The following is a 22220-nucleotide window of genomic DNA, read 5'->3' on the forward strand; positions in this document are numbered from 1 at the left end:
CACCCCGAGACGTCCTGGGCCGGCCCAAGGGCCGACCCAGGACACACCGGTATGAGAAACTGTTCACGATGTCGTGGGACACATGTGTTCACGAAGTCCTGAGACAGCACAGCCACTTAGAACCGGCCGCAACACTCACAAGCCACCCACCCGAAGTGAGTCGCCTCCATGACCAGCCTGGACACCCCGCCCGCTGCTGCCCCGCAGGTCGACGCCACCGGCCTCGGCCGGATCGAGGTCGGCGCGAGCCGCATCAACGTCGACGACAAGCGGATGATCAACGCCCGCGCCGACGTCAACCAGCTCCTGCCGATGAAGTACACCTGGGCGTGGGAGAAGTACCTCGCCGGCTGCAACAACCACTGGATGCCGACCGAGGTCGCCATGCAGGCCGACATCGCGCTGTGGAAGTCCAAGGACGGCCTCACCTCCGACGAGCGCCAGATGCTCAAGCGCAACCTCGGCTTCTTCGCCACGGCGGAGTCGTTGGTGGCCAACAACATCGTGCTCGCGGTGTACCGCCAGATCACCAACCCCGAGTGCCGCCAGTACCTGCTGCGCCAGGCGTTCGAGGAGGCCGTGCACACGCACACCTTCCAGTACATCTGCGAAAGCCTCGGCCTGGTCGAGGGCGAGCTGTTCAACATGTACCGCGAGGTGCCGTCGATCTCGGCGAAGGACGCCTGGGCGCTGAAGTACACCCAGCACCTCGAGGACCCGGACTTCAAGACCGGCACCCCGGAGGCCGACCAGGCCTTCCTGCGGGACCTCGTCGCGTTCTACGTGATCTTCGAAGGCATGTGGTTCTACACCGGCTTCGCGCAGATCCTCTCGCTCGGCCGCCGCAACAAGATGATCGGCATCGCCGAGCAGTACCAGTACATCCTGCGCGACGAGTCGATCCACCTGAACTTCGGCATCGACTGCATCAACCAGATCAAGATCGAGAACCCGCACCTGTGGACCGAAGAGTTCCAGGCGGAGATCCGCGGCATGCTCACCGACGCCTGTCACCTCGAAGTCGCCTACGCCAAGGACACCATGCCGCGCGGCATGCTCGGCCTGTCCGCGCAACACACCGAGCAGTACATGCACTTCATCACCGACCGCCGCGCCCAGCAGATCGGCCTCGCGCCGATCTTCGGCGAGGAGGAGAACCCGTTCCCCTGGATGTCGGAGGCGATGGATCTCAAGAAGGAGAAGAACTTCTTCGAGACCCGCGTCATCGAGTACCAGTCCGGCGGCGCCCTCGACTGGGACTGACCCCCCAGCCCCCAGCCGACCGACTCACCAGTGCCCTCCCCCATCTCCGGGGGAGGGCACTTTTGTACTTTTGTGGTTCTCCTGCTCTATCCGTGGGTGCTGGTTAATGTGGACTGGCTGCGTTGGACCGGGGCGGGCCGGGGAGTCCCTGGCAGATGCGAAGGCCGGCCGGGTCGTGTCGGTGTACGGCGAAAGCCGGTGTCCGGAGCCTAGGTGTGGGACTCGCCGGTCTGAGTGCGGGACTCGCCCTCGGCGAACGTGGGACTCGCACAGCGCGTCGGCGAGTCCCACACTCCGGCCCGGCGAGTCCCACGTTCAAGCCGACGAGTCCCACAGTCACCACAAGCCGACCACACCCGCTGCGCAACTCGCCGTCGAGTTGCGGTCTCTTAGAAACTAAGAGACCCCACAAAAGCGCAAAAGCGGGACTTCCCGGACGAGCTATTGTCACAGCGCCAATAGGGGTGCATGGTGGTAGGCGACAGGACTCTCAGCGGCGAGGGGACTACAGCGATGGCAAGCAGGGTCAGCGAACTCACCGGGGCGATCAGGGTGCGCGTTCCGACGCTCACGTCGATTCCGCTCCCCCGCGCTGTCGACCGTCGCCTGCTGAACCAGAGCTGGCCCGTCACCGAACTGGCCCCGGCCCCCGCGGGCAGCGGGCTCAAGCCGATCCTCGGTGACGCGGGCGCCCCGCTGATCGGCCACTCCCTCGATTTCATGCGCTTCGGACTCGAGTGGGCGTTCCGCAGCTACGAGCGCTACGGCCCGGTGACGTGGACGAGCGCGTTCGGCCGCCGGATCATCGGCCTCAGCGGTCCCGAGGCCACCCAGATCGCACTGGTCAACAAGGACAAGGCGTTTTCACAGGAGGGCTGGAAGTTCTTCATCGAGAACTTCTTCCCCCGCGGCCTGATGCTGATGGACTTCGGCGAGCACCACATGCACCGCCGGATCATGCAGCAAGCCTTCACGCGCGACAGGCTCACCGGGTACGTCGGGCAGATGGGGCCCGCGCTCCGCGAGGGCGTCGCGGCCTGGGCGGGCAACTCCCACCCGCGGCTCTACTGGTCACTCAAGCAGCTCACCCTGGACGTCGCGACGCGTGTGTTCATGGGCATGAGCAGCGATGACGACGCCGGCGCGATCAACCGCGCGTTCGTGGACACCGTGCGCGCGGGCACCGCGATCTTGCGCTACCCCGTCCCGGGCGGACGCTGGGCGGCCGGGCTGAACGGCCGCAAGGTGCTGGAGCGCTACTTCGCCGCGAACCTGCCGGAGAAACGCCGAACCGAAGGCGTGGACCTGTTCTCCGCGCTCTGCCACTCCACCGCCGAAGACGGCGAGCGGTTCACCGACGCCGACGTCATCGACCACATGATCTTCCTGATGATGGCGGCACACGACACCACCACCATCACGAGCAGCGCCGCCGCGTACTACCTCGCGAAGCACCCCGAGTGGCAGGAACGCGCCCGCGAGGAGTCGCTCGCACTCGGCGACGACATCCCGGATATCGAAGCCCTGGAAGGACTTCACACGCTCGACCTGGTCATGAAGGAAGCACTGCGGCTGGTCGCGCCGGTGCCGTCGATGGCCCGCAAGACGGTAAAGGACACCGAAGTCCTCGGCCACTATCTGCCGGCCGGGACACTGGTCAGCGTCAATCCCACGATCAACCACTTCGCCCCGGAGTGCTGGACCGACCCGATGCGGTTCGACCCGGAACGGTTCAACGACGAGCGCCGCGAGGACAAGTCGCACCGCTACGCCTGGATGCCCTTCGGCGGCGGTGCGCACAAGTGCATCGGCCTGCATTTCGGTACCCTCGAAGTCAAGGCGCTCCTGCACGAGATGCTGCTGGCGTACCGCTGGTCGGTGCCATCGGCCTACGAAGCGCGCTGGGACTACGTCTCGCTCCCGGTACCGGTCGACGGGCTCCCGATGCGGCTGGAAAAGCGCTGACCACAGTGGACTGAAGTGGTGACGGTTGGTGACGACTTGTACACTGCTCATCACTCGTTCAGCCGCTATACATGCCACTTCGGACGTGATGCCGTGGCATGACTCACGGCCAACTCATACCTAGTGTGGGTGTTCGATCATCCGCACCCTGGCTGAGCTGGCCTTTAAACCATGTGTGAAGAAGGTGGAGTGTGCCTGAGCCTGGTGCTACACCAGGGTTGGCCGAGGTCGCCCGCGAATGGGCGGCGACGCTGGCTGACACTAAAGGAGTATCGCTCACCCCAGAGGAGCTCGAAGGCATACTGCTGCAGGTTGCGCGGGCGGCCGTCGAGCACGCGCCCTCGGAGCGGGATTCGACCCGGGATTCGGCGCTGGAGCGGTTCACCGGTCTCTACTCCCTGTCCCCGCTCGGCATCGCGCTGGCCGACCACGACGGCGAGATCTTCGAGGCGAACCCGGCGCTCATCAAGCTGCTCGGCTTCCCCGCCGAGGAGCTGCGCGGGCGCAACATCTCCGACCTCGGCGCCGAAGGCCGCGACGCGATGACACTGCGGTCCGGCCTCAACGAGCTGCGCGACGGCAAAACCGAGCGCTACCAAGAGAAGGTGAAGCTCGACCACGCCGAAGACGGCCAGATCTGGGTCGAGATCACGCTCGCCCACCTGCCTGGCGACACGAGCGGCTCGGCGTACCCCGTGCTCATGGTCTCCGACGTCAACGAGCTGCACCTGCTCCGTGAACGCCTGCTACACCAGAACATCACCGACGCGCTGACCGGGCTGCCGAACGGTTCCCAGTTCGCCACCCACCTCGAGACCGCGCTTGGCAGCCGCAGCCAGGAGCAGATCGCGCTGATCTACCTCGACATCGACGGTTTCAAGGTGATCAACGACGGCCTCGGCGCGGGCACCGGCGACAAGGTGTTGCGCGGCGTCGCGAGGAAGCTGTCCGCCGTGTTCTCGCGCAAGTACGACGGCTTCGTGGCCCGGCTCTCCGGTGACGGCTTCGCCATCCTCATGCGCGGAAACCTCGGCGCCGGCGACGTCATCGAGCTCGTCGACCAGGCCTTCGAAGACCTCGCCGAGCCGATCTATCTCGACGGTTACGGCATCGGCGTGAGCGCCAGCGCCGGCATCGTCGTCCGCGGGATTGCCGAGGGCAGCCGCATGGATCTGTTGCGTGGCGCGGAAATCGCGCTGCACCGGGCGAAGGAAGCCGGCAAGGCGCAGTGGAAGCTGTTCGAGCCGGAACTCGACGCGGCCGACCGCGCCCGCTACCAGCTCGGCGCGGTCATCGCCGGAGCGCTGGAGAACGGCGAGTTCTCGCTCATCTACCAGCCGACGGTCAAACTCTCGAAGCCCGACGAGCTCGCCGCGGTCAACGCGGGCCTGCGCTGGAACCATCCGGACAACGGAGACCTGGACTCCGACGAGTTCTACCCGCTCGCCGCGACCACCGGGATGACCGGCCCGCTCGGCAAATGGCTGCTGGCCGAGTCACTGGCAGCCACCGCACGCTGGCGTGACCGCTTCGGCGACTCCGCGCCGGACGTGTGCGTCCGGCTGCCCGCCCGGCTCGCGATCGACCCGGACCTGGTGCTGATGGTCAAGAAGGAGCTCGACCGCAACGACCTGCCGGCGAAGGCACTGCGGATCTGCACGGACCGGGAGTCGATCCTGGACCCACGCGGCGAGGTCCTCGACTCGCTGACGACCTTGGCCGGGCTGGGCACGCAGCTGGTGCTCACCATCACCGGCACGTCCGATCTGGAGCTCATCCCGACGCACGAGCTGCCGGTGCGGCACGTGATCCTCAGCGGACCGGTGGTCGACGCTATCGCGGACTCGGAGGACGAACCCGCCATGCGGCACCTGACCCAGCTCATCACGCGGGCCAAGGAGCTGCAGCTGCGAGTCGGCGCGGAGGGTGTGCGCACCCACGCGCAAGCCGCCCGGCTCCGCAAGCTGGGCGTGCTGGCCGCCCGCGGCGCGTTCGTGTCGGACTCGGCCACCGGTGACGAAGTGGACGACCTGATCGAACGGCACGCCCGGTAAGGACGCGGCTGAGGACAAGCCGGTGCGTGCTGGGTTCCGAATGCCGGGCAGGATGATCCGCAGTACCGCCCTGCCCGGCGGTGCACGAACCCGAAAGGACCTCCATGAACCAGGGAGACCTCGCCCCGGACTTCACCCTGCTCGACGACAAGGGTGACGAGCGCAAGCTCTCGGAGTTCCTCGCGTCGGGCCCCGTGGTGCTCTTCTTCTACCCGGCCGCGATGACGAGCGGTTGCACCGCCGAAAGCTGCCACTTCCGTGACCTCGCCAGCGAATTCGCCGAGGTCGGCGCGCAGCGGCTCGGGATCAGCCCGGACTCGGTCGACAAGCAGCGTCAGTTCTCCGAGGCCAACAACTTCGACTACCCGCTGCTGGCCGACGAGGGCGGCGAAGTGGCCAAGCAGTTCGGCGTCCACCGCCGGCTGATCCCGTTGCACGCCAAGCGGCACACGTTCGTCATCGACACCGACCGCAAGGTCCTCGAGGTCATCAAGAGCGAGCTGAACTTCACCGTGCACGCCGACAAGGCCCTCGAAATCCTCCGCGCCCGCAAGGCTGCCTAGCGTGCACTTCACGCGCGGGCGTGCGCAGGGCGCAGCAGGCGCCAGACGACGTCGGTGCCGATCTCTCCGGGCGTGAGCGTGCCGCGGCGCGGGGTCCGGGAGAGTTCGGTGAAACCCAGGCGGCGCGGGATGGCTCCGCTGGCGGAGTTCGCGGCGTCGTGGACGATCTCGATGCGGTCCGAGCCGATCCGGAAGGCCTCCTCGATCACCAGGGTGACGGCCTGGGTCATCAGCCCGCGGCCGGTGTGCGCGTGGTGCAGCCAGTACCCGATCTCGAGGCCGCCGGGGCCGATCCGCGCCATCAGCCCGACCGCGCCGACGAGCTCCCCGTCCGGGGTGAGCAGCGCGTAGTCGAACGCTTCGCCGCTCTCCCAGTTCGCGGACGTCGTCTCGCAGAACTGGACGGCGTCGTCCTCGCTGTAGCCGCCCAGCGCCCACAGGACCCACGGCTCGAGGTACTCGAGCGTGTCGTTGATGACCCGGTACAGCGTTTCGGCGTCGGACGGTCGCCAGCGGCGCAGCAGGAACCCGTCGCCCTGGATTTCCTCGTGAGGCACGCGCCCAAATCTAGTTGAAGATCGCGTTCGCGGGGATCTCGGTGTCTCCTCGCAGGGCGTCGAACAGCTCCTTCGACTTGGTGGCGTCCCAGTGCTCCGCGGAGCCCGACGTCACCGGGACGGTCGTGGTCGTCACGCCGGCCGAGGAGATCCCGCGCAGCCCGATCGCGAGGCCGACCAGGTTGTTCACGTGGTCACCGGTGTCCATGGTCAGCGCGGAGGGCGCGGACGACAGCAGCGGGAAGAAGGCGAACGGGTTCAGCAGCGTCCCCGGGCTGGCGATCTGACTGACCAGCGCGCCGATGAACTTCCGCTGGTTGGCGACCCGGTCGAGGTCCGACCGCGGGGTGGCGTCGCTGTGCCGCATCCGGACGAACCCGAGCGACTGCGCACCGTTGAGGTCCTGGCAGCCGGCCTTGAGCTGGACGCCGGTCTCGGTGTCGTTCATGTCCTTGTCGAGGCACATGTTGACGCCGCCGATGGCGTCGACGATGTTCGCGAACCCGCCGAACCCGATCTCGGCGTAGTGGTCTATGTGCAGGCCGGTGGCCTGTTCGACGGTCTGCACCAGCAGCGGCGCGCCGCCGAGTGAGAAGGCGGCGTTGATCTTGCTGGTGCCGTGCCCGGGGATCTTGACCTGGGAGTCGCGCGGCAGGCTCAGCAGCGTCGGCTTGGTCGAGTTGTCCGGCAGGTGCGCGATCATGATCGTGTCGGTGCGCTGACCGCCACCGGCCGCGGCCACGTCGCCGGTGGACAGGCGCTGCTCGTCGGCCGTGCTCAGCCCGGCCCGGCTGTCCGAGCCGACGATGAGCCAGTTCGTGCCGGACGCGGCCGCGGGACGGCCGGCGTAGTCCTTCAGCGCGTCGACCCGGTTGATGGAGAACTCCAGGTACGCCCAGACACCACCGACGAACAGCAGGAACACCACGACCAGCGCCATCAGGATGCGGCTGATGCGCCAGCGGCGACGCCGGCGCGGCGGACGCTCACCGGTCGGCCCCTGCGGCGGGAAGTCGTGGTGCGGCGGCGGGCCCGGAGGCTGCTGCGGGCGCGGCGGCTCGTTGCGGACCGGGCGGGTGCGCTCGTCGTAGGACGAAGGCGCTCGGCCGGGCAGCGGCATCACCTGCCGTTGCCGGCCCGATGACGGACGAGGGCCCTCCGGCGGGTAGCCGCCATAGTTGCCGCCGTAGGTCATCACACATCACCCGTTCCGCTTTGTCGCATTCCATGCCGTGAGGCCGCGTCTGACCCCTAGTCAACCGCAGGCATCACCACAACAGACGTGCGACACCCTCGTCAGGTTGTGTGCCGATCTGCTAGAAGCAGTTACCCCGCGTCGCTGGCGTCGGGAGCGGCAAAACCGAACTGGTGCACCTTGAGGTAGCCGGAGCGGAACCCGGCCTCGGAGTAGGCGAGGTAGAACTCCCACATGCGGCGGAACACCTCATCGAAACCGAGGTCGGCGACCTCGGCCCAGCGCTGGTTGAACCGCTCCCGCCACAACCGCAGCGTGCGCGCGTAGTCCTGGCCGAACTCCCGCACGCCGTTCGCCTTGAGCTGGGTGTTCTCCTTGATCCCCTCGGCCACCGCCCGGGTCGACGGGATGAGCCCGCCGGGGAAGATGTACTTGTGGATCCAGGTGTAGGACGCGGCGCTGGCCAGCATCCGGTCGTGGTCCATGGTGATGGCCTGCAGCCCGAACTTGCCGCCGGGGCGGAGCCGCTGCCCGATCGTGCCGAAGAACGTGGGCCAGTAGTCGGCGCCGACGGCTTCGATCATCTCGACGCTGACCACGGCGTCGAACTCGCCCTGAGACTCGCGGTAGTCGCACAGCTGGACGTCGACCCGGTCGGAGAACCCGGCTTCGGCGATCCGCTGGTCCGCGAGGGTTTTTTGCTCCTGGGAAATGGTCAGTGACGTGACGCGCGCCCCGCGCGCGGCGGCACGGATCGCCAGCTCGCCCCAGCCGGTGCCGATCTCGAGCACCTCGCTGCCGTCACGGACGCCGGCGTAGTCCAGCACGCTGTCGAGCTTGCGGTGCTGCGCGACGGTCAGGTCGTCGTCCGGGCCGAAGATCGCCGACGAGTACATCATCGACTCGTCGAGGAAGGTCGCGAACAGGTCGTTGGACAGGTCGTAGTGCCGGTGGATGTTCGCCCGGGCGCCTTCGAGAGTGTTCTGCTCGACCGTCGGCTGGCGGCGGTCGACGAACCGCCGGAACTTCTGCAGTACCGGCGGGATGACGACGGCCATCCGCTCGGCGAACGGGGTGAGCAGTTCGGCGAGGCGGTCCGTCGTCCAGTCGCCTGCCATGTACGACTCGCCGAAGCCGATCTTCGCGTCGACGCCGAGGCGGTGGAAGAACGCCGCCGGGCGGTGCAGGCGCATCTCCGGGGAGCCCTCGCCGCCGGCGCCGAGCCGCTTGCCGTCGGGGAGCACGACGCTGACGTCGAGCGGCCGGACAGCGTGCCGGAACAAGGACTCCGCGATCCGCGCTCGCAACGGCGAGTGGGGCGGCGTGTCGAGACCGGGCCAATGGTTCTCTTCGGGCTTCGGCCGGTCCGCCGGCACTGTCGCCCGATCGATGCTTGAGGTGGTCAAGGCACTCCCTCCCGCCGGCATTTCCTATCAGCCGGTAAAATAATAATCCAGGCGCACGTTTCCCGCGCTGGTGCTGTTCACCACTTGTGGTCACTGCCACGGCATGCCCGCTCGGTCAGACCGGGATTCGCAGCCGCTCGGCATCCGGCTTGGTCTCGGCGGCCGCTGGTGGCCGGTCGGCCACGGCGTCGCGGGTGAATTCGCGGGTGAATTCGCGGGTGAATTCGCGGACCAGGCGCGTCCAAACTCCGGCCCGGCGCAGCATTGCGTGACCTTCGCGGTCGATCTCGTAGCGGACCACGCGGGTCGCGACCGGCTCGGCGCGCAGGGCGAAGGAGTACGAGCCCGCCGGGTCGGTCATGTGGTCCTGGGTGCCGTGCGCGATGAGCACGGACCGGCCGGCGACGGCGTCGACAGGTTCACCCTCAGGTGTCCACGGCGCGAGGGCCGCGACAGCGACGACGGCGGGGTCGTCGGCGACCCGCAGCCCGACCCGGCCGCCCATGGAATGCCCGACGAGCACGATCCGGACGCCGGGATGGTCTTCACGGATGCGGTCGAGGGCCCACCGCGCGTCGGCGAGTGCGTCCTGCCCCTCGCCGTTCCAGCCGTAGACACGGTTTCGCAGCAGACGCACTTCGACGCCGTGTTCGCGGCCGTCACGGTGGATCGCCGCGGCGATCGGGACCATCCGCAGGTAGGCGAGCTTCCACGGAGGCACCGGCGCGCGGCTTTGCTCCGCTCCGCCGTGCAACACCAGTACCACTGACTTCACCGGTCCGGCCGCAGCACGGACGGACACCACCGGAAGACTCTCGTTCACCAGCGCAGACCTCCTCGTAACGGTCAACCACACCGGAGGTTCGCGGTATTCCGCCGCGTGCCCTCCCGCCCGCACCGATAGGTTCGGCGCCAGATGTCGAAAAGAAGGGCGGATGTGGTGAGCACCACCGAACAGTGGGAAAGCGTCGCGGGCATGCTGGCCGAGGCCGAACGCACCAACAGCGAGAGCCTCGACAAGGCGGCCGAGCTCGTGCTCGGCGTCATCGGATCGGACGCGCTGGTCTACACCGCGGGGGCGGGCCATTCGCTGGCCGCCGTCGCCGAGACGTTCTACCGCGCAGGCGGCCTGGCCTGCGTGTACCCGCTCTATCACCCCGAGCTGCTGCCGATCCACGGCGCGCAGTCCTCCACGGTCGCCGAGCGGCGCTCCGGGCTGGCGGCGGAAGTACTGGCCGCGACCCCGCCGGGGCCGGGTGACGTGGTCGTGGTGTTCTCGACCTCGGGGGTCAACCCGTACCCGGTCGAACTGGCCCGGGTGGCCAAGGCCAACGGCGCGGCGGTGATCGCGGTGACCTCGATCGCGACGTCGTCGGCGGCTCCGAAGCGGTCCGGCACGACGCTGGCCGAAGAGGCCGACGTCGTGCTCGATTCGGGTGTCCGGCCCGGGGATTCGAGTTACCCGCCGGACGCTCCGGTGACCGCGCCGGTATCCACAGTGGTCAACGCCTTCCTGTGGAACCTGGTGCTGACCAGGGTCCTCGACGGCGGCGCCGCGGCGGGGGTCGACGTGCCGCTGTGGCGCAGTTCCAACGTCGAAGGCGGCGACCAGGCCAACAAGGCACTGCTGGCCAAGTACGAGCCGCGGGTACCGCCGCTGCGGTGAAGGGTCCGCGAGCTCGTGAGTGTTCCGGCCGGTTCTAAGCAGGTTCTAAGCGGCCGGAACACTCACGAGTTCTGCTACAGCCCCCATCAAGCCGGGGACGGCTCTTCCGCGAACTGGGTGCGGTAGAGGGATGCGTAGCGGCCGTCGGCGGCGAGGAGGGTCTCGTGGTCACCGCGTTCGACGATCGTGCCGTACTCGAGGACCAGGATCTGGTCCGCTGCGCGGATGGTCGACAGGCGGTGCGCGATGACCAGTGCCGTACGCCCCTCCAGCGCGGTCGCCAGCGCTTCGCCGACGGCGGCTTCGGACTCGGAGTCCAGGTGCGCGGTCGCCTCGTCCAGCAGGATCACCTTCGGCTGGGCGAGGAGGAGCCGGGCGATGGTGAGCCGTTGCCGTTCACCGCCGGAGAGCCGGTAGCCCCGCTCCCCGACCAGCGTCTCGAGCCCGTCGGGCAGTTCGTGCACCAGCTCGCCGAGCCGCGCTTGCTCCAGCGCGTGCCAGAGGTCGGCATCGGACGCACCGGGCTGGGCGTAGGCGAGGTTCGCGCGGATGGTGTCGTGGAACAGGTGGCCGTCCTGCGTGACCACACCGACGGTCTCCCGCAGCGTTTCGAAGCTGAGCTCCCGGACATCGACCCCGGCCAGCCTGATCGCGCCGGAATCCACGTCGTAGAGCCGCGGCAGCAGCGTGCCGATGGTGGACTTACCGGCACCGGATGATCCGACGAGTGCGATCAGCTGTCCCGCCTCGGCCCGGAAACTCACCCCGTGCAGCACTTCCTCGCCGACGCGGTGGTCCAAAGTGGACACATCCTCGAGCGACGCGAGGGAGAACCGGTCCGCCGCCGGGTAACCGAAGCGGACGTCGTCGAACTCCACCGACACCGGGCCGTCCGGCACGGTCTTGGTGTCGGGCAACTCGGTGATCATCGGCTTGATGTCGAGCACCTCGAAGACCCGCTCGAACGAAACCAGCGCGGTCATCACGTCGACACGGACGTTCGCCAACGCCGTCAGCGGTGCGTAAAGCCTGGTCAGCAGCAGTGCGAGCGCGACGACCGTGCCGGGCTGCAACTGTCCGCGCAGCGCAAGCCAACCGCCGAGGCCGTAGACCAGCGCCTGCGCGAGCGCCGAAACCAGCGTCAGGCTGGTCATGAACCAGCGGGTCAGCATCGCGCTGCGGACACCGATGTCGCGCACCTGCGCGGCCCGCACGCCGAACTCCTCGGCTTCGGAAACTGGCCGTCCGAACAGTTTGACCAGCGTGGCGCCGGGCGCGGAAAAGCGCTCGGTCATCTGCGTGGTCATCCCGGCGTTGAGGTTCGCCGAACTGCGCTGCAGATCCGCCATTCGTTTACCCATCCGCCGGGCGGGCAGCACGAAGATCGGCAGCAGAACCAACGCGAACAGCGTCACCTGCCAGGACAGCGTCACCATCACCACCAGCGACAACACGAGCTGGATAACGTTGGTGACCAGCCCGGACAACGTCGCGGTGAAGGTGCGCTGCGCGCCGATCACGTCGTTGTTGAGCCTGCTGACGAGCGCGCCGGTCCGGGTGCGGGTGAAGAACGCGACAGGCATCCGCTGCACGTGCTCGAACACCGCGCGCCGCAGGTCGTAGATCAGCCCTTCACCGATCCGCGCGGACTGCCACCGTTCGGCCAGACCGAGCCCGGAGTCGGCGACCGCCAGCAAGGCGATCACCACCGCGAGCCAGATCACCGTCGACACCTCGCGGTGGCCGATGATCGCGTCGACCACCTTGCCCGCCAGCACCGGCGTGGTGACCGCCAGCACCGCGGAGATCACTGTCAGTCCCAGGAAAACCACCAGCCGGCGCCAATGTGGTTTGGCGAACCGGGCCACCCTGCCGACCGTGCCGCGGGTGAGGCCTCTCGGCACGTCCCCCGCCCGCATGGCCGAATTCATCAACGACCACGAGTTGTCCACTTGCGCCTCTTCCCGGCCAAAAGCTCAACTATACTTGAGGTATTTTCCGCGTATTGCCTGGATAACGCGCAGCACAGGGGAATTCTTCCCTATCCTCACAGATTCGCGAAACCGGGGCGCAGCCGGTCCGGGACGCTGCGTAACATGGGATGTTCAAGATCAACGCACTACGGCCCGAAATGGGTCACGCTTGCCAAGCGGCGCAAGGAGTCCGCTTTCCCCTGGTGATCGTCTCGGTGCGGGCTCGACGACGATCCGGTCGGTGGCGCCGGCCCCCCGTGACCGGTCCGCACGCGAGATACGCGTACGGCAGTCGGACTCGGCGCTGCCCACCCTCCACACTGGTGTTCGGTGACTCACAAGAACTTCTGGAAACGGCGGTGCCCCCCGCGCCCGGCCGTTACTTCTTCTTGACCCGGGTCGCACCGCCTCGTCCGCGCAGTTGCACGCCTGATTCCGAGAGCACCCGGTGCACGAACCCGTACGATCGGCCGGTCGACTCCGCGAGTGCACGGATGCTCGACCCCTTCTCGTATTTCTTTTTCAGGTCAGCGGCCAGCTTGTCGCGCGTGTTTCCTGTGATCCGCGCGCCTTTCTTCAGGTCAGCCACGTTGATCCGCCTTCCGCCTGAGAGTGTCTTGGGCCACATTCGACCCCTGCCGCGCAATGATCGAACACTGGCGGCCGGAATGCCAGACGACGGGCACAAATCAGTCGCAATCGCGATCACATTGGGCCATTCCAGTGCCTCAAGGGGTCGAAACAGGCACCCGAATGGCCGCATGGTCACGCAAGCTGGACAAGTTCCAGATAATCGGCGGACCAGTGATCCTCGGTTCCGTCGGGCAGCAGGATGACCCGCTCGGGCTCGAGCGCCTCCACCGCGCCCGGGTCGTGCGTGACCAGGACGACGGCGCCGGAGAAGCTCTTCAGCGCTTCGAGGACCTGCGCACGGCTGGCCGGGTCCAGGTTGTTCGTGGGCTCGTCGAGCAGCAGCACGTTCGAAGCGCTCGAAACGAGACCCGCGAGCGCGAGCCTGGTCTTCTCGCCACCGGACAACGTGCCGGCGGTCTGGTCGAGCTGTTCGCCGGTGAAGAGGAACTGGCCGAGCAGGTTCCGCAATTCCTGTGCGCCGGTATCGGGCGCCGCATGGCGGATGTTCTCCCACACACTCGCGTCGTGATCGAGCGTTTCGTGTTCCTGTGCGTAATAGCCCAACCGCATTCCGTGACCTGGCAGCAGCTGACCGGTATCGGGTTTTTCCATTCCGCCGAGCAGCCGCAGCAAAGTGGTCTTCCCGGCACCGTTCAAACCGAGCACGACGACCTTCGAACCGCGGTCGATCGCGAGGTCGACCCCGGTGAAGATCTCGAGCGAGCCGTACGACTTGGACAGCCCCTCGGCCATCAGCGGAGTCTTGCCGCACGGGGCCGGTTCGGGGAAGCGGATCTTGGCGACCTTGTCGGCCACGCGCGTCGCGTCGAGGCCGGCCAGCAGCTGGTCCGCCCGGCGCGCCATGTTCTTCGCGGCGACCGCCTTGGTGGCCTTGGCGCCCATCTTCAACGCCTGCGTGTGCAGGACCGAAGCCTTCTTCTCGGCGTTGGCCCGCTCGCGGCGGCGGCGCTTCTCGTCGGTGGCCCGCGCGTCGAGGTAACGCTGCCAGGTCATGTTGTAGTGGTCGAGCTCGCTGCGCGTGGCATCGAGGAACCAGACCTTGTTGACGACGTCGGCGAGCAGGTCGACGTCGTGGCTGATCACGACCAGACCGCCCTCGTGCGACTTGAGGAAGCCGCGCAGCCAGTTGATCGAGTCGGCGTCGAGGTGGTTGGTGGGCTCGTCGAGCAGCAGGATCGTCTCGGACTTGCCACCCGCGCCTGCCTCGGCCGCGGCGAACAGGATCCGGGCGAGCTCGACACGGCGACGCTGCCCACCCGAGAGCGTCTGCAGGGTCTGAGCGAGGACGCGGTCGGCGAGGCCGAGGTTCGAGCAGATCCGGGCAGCCTCGCTCTCGGCCGCGTAACCGCCGAGGGAAGCGAAGCGCTCCTCCAGCCGGCTGTAGCGGTTGATGGCCTTGTCGCGCTGGGCGTCGTCGACGAGCTCGGACATCGCCATCTGCGCCTTCTCCATGTCCCGCAGCAGCGTGTCGAGACCGCGCGCGGAAAGCACGCGGTCCTTCGCGGTGACCGAGAGGTCACCCTCGCGCGGGTCCTGTGGGAGGTAGCCGATTTCACCGGTGACGCGGACCTCGCCGGCGTGCGGCTCGCCTTCGCCGGCAAGCACCTTCAACGAGGTGGTCTTGCCGGCGCCGTTGCGGCCGACGAGGCCGATGCGGTCGCCTTGCTGGATGCGCAGGGTGGTGTCGGCGAGGAGGATGCGCGAGCCGGCGCGCAGCTCCATGCCTGAAGCCGTGATCACAGGGAACTCCCAATTAGGGGGTGGTGGAGAGGGTCTTTGGTGGGCACTGTCGACCCACGGTGGGCCGGGAGAGCATCAGAACGAACCGGCAGTCGCCGGCTCGGAGCTACTCCAGTTGGATATCCACGTGATCAGTGTACGGGTTGCGGGCAATCGGTTTCCGTCCCCGTGGCGCTCGTCTCACGAATCGCGGACGACGATCTCCAGCGCGACCGCCCGCTCGGCGGCTTCGACGAGCACGTCCAGGCGCGGTTCCGCGACGTCGAGGACCCGTGCTTCGGCGCGCGCGAAAAGCGGCGTCAACCTGCGGTCTTCGCGAAGTTCATCCAGTGCGTGGCGATCTCCGCCCAGCACGACGGCATCCATGTCGTCCAGCCGCGGCACGAGGACTTCGAACGCGTTGAGCGCGGCGTGCTGGAGCGACTGGCGGACCTGCCCCTCGCGGCGGCGGGCGAAGCGGTGCTGCGACCAGCCGCCGGCCGCGGACCGGCCGTGCACCTGCTGCCGGTCGGTGCGCGAGACGAGCACCTGGCCGTCACGGACGATGCCCATGCTGTGTCCGCCGAGGCGCACCAGCAGCAGCCCGATCCGGCGGGACTGCCGCATGTGGGTGATCAGCTGCTCGACGGCCAGTCCTTCGAAGTCCCGTTCGGCATCCCGTGCGAAGTCTCCGTCGACGCCTCCTTCGACACCTCCTTCGACGCCTCCTTCGACGCTGAGTGGGCCGAAGGGCACCGCCGCGACGGCCGTCGTGCCGTTTCTGGCGGTGACGACCACCTCGCCCGGCCGCAGCGTGGTGCTGACAACGCCGTCGTTGCGCTCGGCGAACCGGGCGAACCAGCCCCTCAGCCGGTCCGGCGGCACCTCGACGGCGCGGCCGCCACCCGCGACCTGACGTGTCTTGCTCATGGCGGTCACGGTACGGGCCGACCGCGCGGCCGGCCCGTACCGCGTTCGCAGGTCCTACACCGGCCCGCGCACCGGACGCCCCGATGCCTGGGTCGGGTGGACGAACCCGTTGATGTGCAAGGAAACAGCCCGTACGAAACCGGTGTCACCGCCGGCCGCGTCGACCACCGAGAACGTCCACGTGCCGTCCACCGAGGACGTGGCCAGCGACGTGAACTTCGCCGTCGGCCGCCAGGTTCCGGTGAAGGGCGCGTTCCCGGCGAGCACCGAGCTGAACGGCTGAGCCGCGCTGTCGGCGAACACGACCTGGCAGAGGTTGTTGCCACCGCTGCCGTTGCGCTGGAACACCGTCACCTTGGCGCCGGACGGCGACGTGAGCGTGCCCACCAGATCTCCGACGTAGGTATGGTCGAGGCCCACGGTGGTCGAACCCGCGGTGTCACTACAAGTCGTGCCGTCGACCGACAGCGTGACCTTGGACGCCGGGCCGACACCGCTGACCACGATCGGCACCGAAGCGCCGAGTGGGCTGTTGTCCGGGATCGCGACCGGGGCGCCGGCGTAGGCGAAGTCCGTCGCCACCGGCGAAGGCTGCCCCACCGACAGCGGGAATTCCGCTGTCGTCGGGGAAAGCGAACCGGCGAAGGTCACCCTCGCGTCGAGAACCACCGGGATGCCGAGCTGCTGCGTGGCGGGAACCGTCACCGTGAAGTCGTTCACCCCGGTCTGCCCCTGGCTGATCGTGCCGTAGGACTTCGCCCGCGGCGCGATCGTCACCCCGGGCGTCGGGCTGATGAGCACGACGCTCGTCGACACCGCGGCACCGTCGCCGTTGTTGGTGACCGGCAGGGTCACCTTCGCGGTGTCGCCCGGTTCCAGGTACCCGCTGCCGCCGGCCACCGAAACCGTCGGCTGCTGGGCCTGGACCAGCGGCTGCGGACTGGCACCGGTGTAGGCGAGCGCGCGGTCGGCCAGGATGACGCCCGCCCCGCTCACGTTGTCGACGCCGGGTGCCTCGATGTCCACGGCGGTGTTGACCAGCGCGGACCGGACGTCAGCGGGCGAAAGGCCCGGGTTGCCCGACAGCACCAGCGCCGCGACGGCCCCGGCGTGCGGGGCGGCCGCGGAGGTGCCGAAGAACGGGGAGAACCCGCCGACGCTCGTGCTCACGCCGTCCGCCGCGGCGATTTCCGGTTTCTGGCGTACCTCGCCACCGGTCGCGGTGACGTTGCCCGGGGTGATCGGCGTGCCGTCTGCCTGGTAGAACATGCGCCTCGGCCCGTCCGAGCTGAACCGCTCGACCTTGCTGGCGGCGCTGAACGAGCCGGGGAACGGCCCGGCCGGGTTAGCCGGGTCGCCGGGCTCGAGTGGCCTGGGGAACGCGGCAGCGGCCGGCACGGCAGCCACGCTGAACGCCTGTCGTGCCGCGGAGTGGCCCACGGTGACACCCGGGGTGTTGTACGCCTTCAGCCCGTCCGCCGAGTTGGAGAACCGGCCGCCCAGCGCCGAAAGCGAGAGGTAGCGGGCCTGCCCCGAGAACTTGACGACCGCGAGGCGCAAGCCCGTGCCGCCGAAAATCGGCGTGTTCAGCCGCTCGTACGGGTCCTGGGTACCGGTTTGGTTGTTCTGGCTGAACGAAACCACGTTGCCCGCCGCGTCGAGCAGGTAGAGGTCGTAGTCGTTCGACGAGGCGCCCAGCGGGTCCGACCAGAACAGCGTCACCGGCACACCGGCCGAGGACGCGTCGGAGATCGGCTCGAAGATCTGGGTGCCGCCGGCGCCGGCGAAGTTGTGCGCGGTGCCGGCGAACTTGCCGACGCTCTTGCCGGAGTCGGCGAAGTCGCCCTCCCAGTGCGCGGCGGTGCCGTCGGCCACACTGCCTTCGTTGCCGGCCGAAGAGAAGTAGAGCGCACCGTCGGCGGTGACGTCGTTGACGGCCTGCGCGATGAGGCCGTCCTGGAACGGCGACTCGGTGAAGTAGATGACGTCGTCGACGATGACGTCGCAGTGCGACTGGAAACGCAGGTTGCGGATGTTGTCCGCGAAGCTGGCGTCGGAGGTGAACGCGGTCGCGAAACCGAGCGCCGCGCCGGGCGCCAGGTCGTGGATGATCTCCAGCATCGCGGTGCCTTCGTCACCGGAACCCTGCTGGCCGGCCGGCACGTCGACGGACGCCGGGAGCTCGCCCTTCGCCTGCGAGACGGCGAGCGAGTCGACGCCGTCGGACAACGCGCACGCCTTCACCCCGACGCCGGTGACGCCGTACTGCTGACGTGCGATGTCGGCGCCCTCGGCCTTGTCGCCTTCGCTGGTGACCGTGCCGGTCTGCACGCCTGCGGCCTGGGCTTTCGCCTTGGCCTGTGTCGCCTGCTGCAACGCGGCGCCGATCCGCGCGGCCTTGGCTTCCTTGGTTTCCGGCTTCACCGCCGGTGCCGCCGGAGCGTTCGGCTCGCGGGCTGTCCGCGCCTGGTCGGCGACCTGGATCTGCCGCACGTCACCCCGTTGGGCGAGCGTCGTCACCGCTGCGAGTGGTAACTCAGCGCGCACGTTCCCGGTCCGCTGCGAAACCGCGCGGATGCCTCCGCCGGCCGCCTTGACCGAGTTGATGAAGTTGTCGGACACCTTGTCGACGCGGATGTCGACCACCACGGTCCCGCTCGCCGACACGTTCGCGCCGGTCTGGAGCCGGGGCACCGCGGCGGCGGAAAAACGCGACGCGCGGAGCTTCTGCTCGACGAGCAGACTGCTGTCTACTTTGGCTTCCCCAGCACTCTGAGACTTCTTAATCGCTTGCAGGGCGGCGATTTGCTGCTCGGTAGTGGCGGAAAAAGTGCCCGCCGAGCCGGCCGTGGCCGCCGAGGCCGTCGTGGGTGTGACAAGACCGAGGACAGCGATCAGTACCGCTGCCCCGGCCGTGGTTCTTGCTCTGATGGCTCTCATGGAATGAGCTGGACGCACATGCGCCTCCGGTGATTAGGCGCGTGCCCCGACTCACGCTGACCAACGTCGGTGATCACCGACTGGATATAGCTAAAAACAGAGGGTGTCGGTAAACATCACCCGTTCGAGTGACACTGGAACGGTAATTTCCGCTCACCCTCCGAATTCGTCGCCGCAGGTCAAGCCGTGGGCGGGAGTGAGGCAGGTCCACGTACCCTCAAGGCCACTACATGGCGACCCTCGCAGCCCGGGGCGAGGTGTGACGCTGTGACCTGACGTGAAGGCCACCTTCACAGCGTTAGGCGCACTCAACTAGGCCTTCACGACGCCCCTGCCCTACCGAAAGTGCCTTCAGGAGCCCCAACAAGCACAACGCAACTGGCCCTCAACCCCGCTGCCAGCACCCACTCGCCCCGGTCCTTGCTGCTCTGGACAGAACCGACCACCCCGACCCCCTGAGGTTCCACGCATTGGCGTTCAACGCACTGCGAGGGCCCGCCATGTCGTGGCCTTGAGGGGTCCCGCCCCGGTCAGAGGACGAAGGAGTCCGACCAGGGTTGCGAGGCGCGGCCGGACAGGGCGTCGAGCAGGCTGACGGCCTGCTTGTCGGTCAGCGAAGCGACGAAGTCGACGACGGCGCGGCCGCGCGCGAGGCCGCGGACGGCGTCCTCACCGCTCACGCGCTCACCGGTGGCGCCGACCAGCAGCTCCGGCGACGTCCGGGCCAGCCCGGCGTACTCGCCGTGCGCCAGCTCGACGAGGTCATGCAGCCGGCGCGGGAGGCGGTGGATCTCGTCGCGGTCGAGCAACCAGGCTTCCAGCGCGTCGACGAGCATCGACACCAAACTCGCCTGCCCGCGTTGGTGCAGCGCGAGGTCCGGGCGCAGCAGGACGAACCGCCGGTGCACGAATTTCAGCACCTGCACCTCGTGCCACTGCGCCGGGCTCAGTGTGACGTGCCCGGACCGCGTCGGCGGCGAAGGCACCACGAGCACCCCGCCGACCAGCCTCGACGTCCAGCGGGACGAGAACGCGGCCGTTGCCTGCTCGGCCTCGGTCGAGCCGTCGAAGACGCTCGCCAGCAAGTCGTCGACGAGCTCCGCGCGCACCCTGGCGACTGCGTCGGCGAAAGCTTCGTCGTCGACGATCCAGGCGTCTTTCGCGTGCAGCCGACGCCTCAGTCGCTCGAGCGAGTACCCAGGGCGGCGATGTTCCGTCGTCAGGTCTTCGTCGTCCACAGTGGACATCTCACGCGTGTGCCGCGCCCACTCACCGAGTTCCGCGGCGACGGAAGCGTGCTGGAGCACTCCGATGCGGTGGAAGTCCTGCAGATCGTGGATGGCGTACGCGATGTCGTCCGCAGTGTCCATAACGGACGCTTCAACGGTCTGCTGCCAATCCTCGACACGTCCGGCGAACGGCGCGCGGGCCTCCGCGAAATCGTCCAACTCCGTGCTGTAGGCCGAAAACTTGGACGATCCGGTACCAGGGGCGTTGTCCGGCTCAGCGGCGCCGCGCGGCGGGACCGACAAGCCCGCCGGATGCGGATCGGGGAAGTGCAGCCGCGCCCACGGGTACTTCAGCACCGCGGCACGAACGGCCGCGGTCAGGTCCAGCCCCACCGCCGACGGCCCGCGGACATCGGTCGTGGTCAGGATCCGGAACGTCTGCGCGTTGCCCTCGAACCCGTCCGCCAGCCCGAAACGATGCCGCGCGATACGGTCGAGTGTCTGTTCGCCGAGGTGCCCGAACGGCGGGTGGCCGAGGTCGTGCGCCAACGCGGCGGCCTCGGCGACGTCCGGGTCGCAGCCGCCGAGCTTGTCGGCCAGCGCGGCGGACTCGCTCGACGCGCAGATGCGCTCGGCGATCGCCCTCGCCACCTGGGCGACCTTCAGGCTGTGCGTGAGCCGGTTGTGCAGCAAACCGGAACCACCCGCGCTGACGACCTGGGTGACCCCGCCGAGCCGGGCGAAGAAAGGCGACGCGGCGATGCGGTCGCGGTCGATGCGGAACGGGCCGGTCGCCAGGTCAGTGAAGCCGCTCGCCCCTTCGGTCGCATCTCGACGCTGTGCCCTCGGATCCTCGTCTCGCATGCCCGACACCGTATCTGTCACGGGCGCCGGTAACCTGCCGAGGTGGTGGACGTGCTGATCGCGGGTGCCGGCCCGGCGGGCTGGGCGCTCGCCGGCGCCTGCGCCCGCCTCGGGCTCGACACCGCACTCGCCGATCCCGCACCGGACGCACCTTGGCAGGCCACCTATGGGCTCTGGGCGGACGAGGCACCCGATCTGCCGGCGTCCGCCGTCGCCGCAGCGCCTGCCCGCACGCTCGCCATTGCCGTGTCCGAGTACGTCATCCCGCGCCAGTACCTGGTCATCGACAACAACGGACTGCGCGACGCCTTCGCCGACAACCGCGTCGAGGTGGTCACCGGCCAGGTCGACCAAGTCGTCTCCGGCAAACTCGGCACCACCGTCGTGTTCGACGGCGGACGCCGGATGGCGGCGGGTGTCGTGGTGGACGCCAGCGGCGCAGGGCGCGCACTGTCCGGCGGTCCGGCCAAACGCACCACCGCCGAGCAGCACGCGGTCGGTGTCGTACTCGACGTCGCGGATGCCGAACGGCTCGTACCGGACGCGGGGCACACCGCGTTGTTCATGGACTGGCGGCGTCCGGCGCCCGATCCCACGTTCCTCTACGCGCTGCCCCTCGGCGGCGGCCGCGTCCTCGTCGAAGAGACCTCGCTCGCCCGACGGCCAGGTCTCGGGCACGACGTTCTCGCCGCCCGGCTGAAAGCCCGGTTCGCGGGCGCGGGAATCCGGTCCGGCGGCCGGACCGAACGCGTCCGGATCCCACTGGACCTGCCGGTCCCCCGGAACTCGGCGATAGTCCCGTTCGGGGTCACGGCCGGGCTCGTGCACCCGGCGACCGGGTACAGCCTCGCCGGCTCGCTCCGGCTCGCGCCTCTCGTCGCGAAAGCAGTCGCTGACGGGCTCGCACAGGGGCCCTCCGCGGCGTCCGGCGCGGCACGACGGGCGCTCTGGGGTCCTCGCGCCCGCGCGGTGCACACCCTGCGCAAACGCGGCCTGAACGCGCTGTTGGGCATGTCCTGCTCCGAATTGCCCGAATTCTTCGAGCTGTTCTTCGCACTCCCTGTCGAGCGGCAGCGCGCCTTCACGTCCGGCCGCGAAGACCTGACCGGAACAGCGGTCACCATGGCGGAGATTTTCCGCCGCAGCCCCGGAAAGCTACGCAAACACCTCATCCGCTGACCTGGATTCCCCCATCCGGGGGCCGCCATGGTGAACATCAGCCGACATGAGTTTGATTTCTGT

At 68.4% G+C, this 22220-nt stretch carries 16 protein-coding genes; 6 read left to right on the forward strand and 10 right to left on the reverse strand.

The window, feature by feature from the left end; translation table 11 throughout:
* The first annotated feature begins 168 nt into the window (after positions 1-168).
* The 4 genes from JWQ81_RS13015 to JWQ81_RS13030 all read left to right on the forward strand — a co-directional run bounded on the left by JWQ81_RS13015 (position 169) and on the right by JWQ81_RS13030 (position 5845).
* Positions 169-1263, forward strand: a complete 1095-nt coding sequence (locus JWQ81_RS13015; RefSeq protein ID WP_297541060.1) for a ribonucleotide-diphosphate reductase subunit beta — start codon at positions 169-171, stop codon at positions 1261-1263.
* 513 nt (positions 1264-1776) lie between these two features.
* Positions 1777-3228 (forward strand): cytochrome P450, encoded by a 1452-nt coding sequence (locus tag JWQ81_RS13020; protein WP_297541062.1) that lies wholly within the window; start codon positions 1777-1779, stop codon positions 3226-3228.
* A gap of 191 nt (positions 3229-3419) precedes the next feature.
* Positions 3420-5282, forward strand: a complete 1863-nt coding sequence (locus JWQ81_RS13025) for an EAL domain-containing protein (RefSeq protein ID WP_297541064.1) — start codon at positions 3420-3422, stop codon at positions 5280-5282.
* Positions 5283-5386: 104 nt separating this feature from the next.
* Positions 5387-5845 carry a peroxiredoxin gene (locus tag JWQ81_RS13030; protein ID WP_297541066.1) on the forward strand — a complete coding sequence of 153 codons (459 nt, stop codon included), beginning with the start codon at positions 5387-5389 and terminating at the stop codon, positions 5843-5845.
* Between the two features lie 8 nt (positions 5846-5853).
* On the opposite strand, the gene JWQ81_RS13035 is transcribed toward JWQ81_RS13030, so the two are convergent.
* From JWQ81_RS13035 to JWQ81_RS13050, 4 genes are all read right to left on the reverse strand, one after another.
* Positions 5854-6402, reverse strand: coding sequence for a GNAT family N-acetyltransferase (locus JWQ81_RS13035; RefSeq protein WP_297541068.1), 549 nt, complete (start codon positions 6400-6402; stop codon positions 5854-5856).
* A gap of 10 nt (positions 6403-6412) precedes the next feature.
* Positions 6413-7597 (reverse strand): LCP family protein, encoded by a 1185-nt coding sequence (locus JWQ81_RS13040; RefSeq protein WP_297541070.1) that lies wholly within the window; start codon positions 7595-7597, stop codon positions 6413-6415.
* Between the two features lie 131 nt (positions 7598-7728).
* Positions 7729-9003, reverse strand: coding sequence for a cyclopropane-fatty-acyl-phospholipid synthase family protein (locus JWQ81_RS13045; protein ID WP_297541072.1), 1275 nt, complete (start codon positions 9001-9003; stop codon positions 7729-7731).
* A 115-nt stretch (positions 9004-9118) separates the two neighbouring features.
* Complete coding sequence (locus tag JWQ81_RS13050) at positions 9119-9826, reverse strand: alpha/beta fold hydrolase (RefSeq protein WP_297541074.1); 708 nt, start codon at positions 9824-9826, stop codon at positions 9119-9121.
* Positions 9827-9940: 114 nt separating this feature from the next.
* On the opposite strand from JWQ81_RS13050, the gene JWQ81_RS13055 reads away from it, so the two are divergent.
* Positions 9941-10669 (forward strand): SIS domain-containing protein, encoded by a 729-nt coding sequence (locus JWQ81_RS13055; RefSeq protein WP_297541076.1) that lies wholly within the window; start codon positions 9941-9943, stop codon positions 10667-10669.
* An 86-nt stretch (positions 10670-10755) separates the two neighbouring features.
* On the opposite strand, the gene JWQ81_RS13060 is transcribed toward JWQ81_RS13055, so the two are convergent.
* The 6 genes from JWQ81_RS13060 to dgt all read right to left on the reverse strand — a co-directional run bounded on the left by JWQ81_RS13060 (position 10756) and on the right by dgt (position 20978).
* Positions 10756-12621: an ABC transporter ATP-binding protein gene (locus tag JWQ81_RS13060; RefSeq protein WP_297541078.1), complete on the reverse strand. Its 1866-nt coding sequence runs from the start codon at positions 12619-12621 to the stop codon at positions 10756-10758.
* A 400-nt stretch (positions 12622-13021) separates the two neighbouring features.
* Positions 13022-13270 (reverse strand): helix-turn-helix domain-containing protein, encoded by a 249-nt coding sequence (locus tag JWQ81_RS13065; RefSeq protein ID WP_297541080.1) that lies wholly within the window; start codon positions 13268-13270, stop codon positions 13022-13024.
* Between the two features lie 137 nt (positions 13271-13407).
* Complete coding sequence (locus JWQ81_RS13070; RefSeq protein WP_297541082.1) at positions 13408-15036, reverse strand: ABC-F family ATP-binding cassette domain-containing protein; 1629 nt, start codon at positions 15034-15036, stop codon at positions 13408-13410.
* A gap of 180 nt (positions 15037-15216) precedes the next feature.
* A complete protein-coding gene (locus JWQ81_RS13075) occupies positions 15217-15945 on the reverse strand; it encodes an acVLRF1 family peptidyl-tRNA hydrolase (RefSeq protein WP_297541085.1) in 729 nt (242 codons plus the stop codon).
* A gap of 54 nt (positions 15946-15999) precedes the next feature.
* The gene (locus JWQ81_RS13080) at positions 16000-18885 is read right to left on the reverse strand and encodes a S8 family serine peptidase (protein ID WP_297541087.1); all 2886 of its coding nucleotides are present in this window, start codon (positions 18883-18885) and stop codon (positions 16000-16002) included.
* Positions 18886-19415: 530 nt separating this feature from the next.
* Positions 19416-20978 (reverse strand): dGTP triphosphohydrolase, encoded by a 1563-nt coding sequence (gene dgt / locus JWQ81_RS13085; protein WP_297541089.1) that lies wholly within the window; start codon positions 20976-20978, stop codon positions 19416-19418.
* A gap of 42 nt (positions 20979-21020) precedes the next feature.
* Here dgt and JWQ81_RS13090 point away from each other — a divergent pair, with 42 nt between their 5' ends.
* Positions 21021-22157: a lycopene cyclase family protein gene (locus tag JWQ81_RS13090; protein WP_297541091.1), complete on the forward strand. Its 1137-nt coding sequence runs from the start codon at positions 21021-21023 to the stop codon at positions 22155-22157.
* Positions 22158-22220 lie beyond the last annotated feature (63 nt).

This window comes from Amycolatopsis sp. (assembly GCF_025464955.1).
Classification (GTDB): Bacteria; Actinomycetota; Actinomycetes; order Mycobacteriales; family Pseudonocardiaceae; genus Amycolatopsis.

Excerpts from the sequence above, each read along its gene's own strand:
- JWQ81_RS13065 (WP_297541080.1), bottom strand. The coding sequence starts at position 13,270 with ATGTGGCCCAAGACACTCTCAGGCGGAAGGCGGATCAACGTGGCTGAC.
- JWQ81_RS13030 (WP_297541066.1), top strand. The coding sequence starts at position 5,387 with ATGAACCAGGGAGACCTCGCCCCGGACTTCACCCTGCTCGACGACAAG.
- JWQ81_RS13075 (WP_297541085.1), bottom strand. The coding sequence starts at position 15,945 with ATGAGCAAGACACGTCAGGTCGCGGGTGGCGGCCGCGCCGTCGAGGTG.
- JWQ81_RS13015 (WP_297541060.1), top strand. The coding sequence starts at position 169 with ATGACCAGCCTGGACACCCCGCCCGCTGCTGCCCCGCAGGTCGACGCC.
- JWQ81_RS13020 (WP_297541062.1), top strand. The coding sequence starts at position 1,777 with ATGGCAAGCAGGGTCAGCGAACTCACCGGGGCGATCAGGGTGCGCGTT.
- dgt (WP_297541089.1), bottom strand. The coding sequence starts at position 20,978 with ATGCGAGACGAGGATCCGAGGGCACAGCGTCGAGATGCGACCGAAGGG.
- JWQ81_RS13080 (WP_297541087.1), bottom strand. The coding sequence starts at position 18,885 with ATGAGAGCCATCAGAGCAAGAACCACGGCCGGGGCAGCGGTACTGATC.
- JWQ81_RS13040 (WP_297541070.1), bottom strand. The coding sequence starts at position 7,597 with ATGACCTACGGCGGCAACTATGGCGGCTACCCGCCGGAGGGCCCTCGT.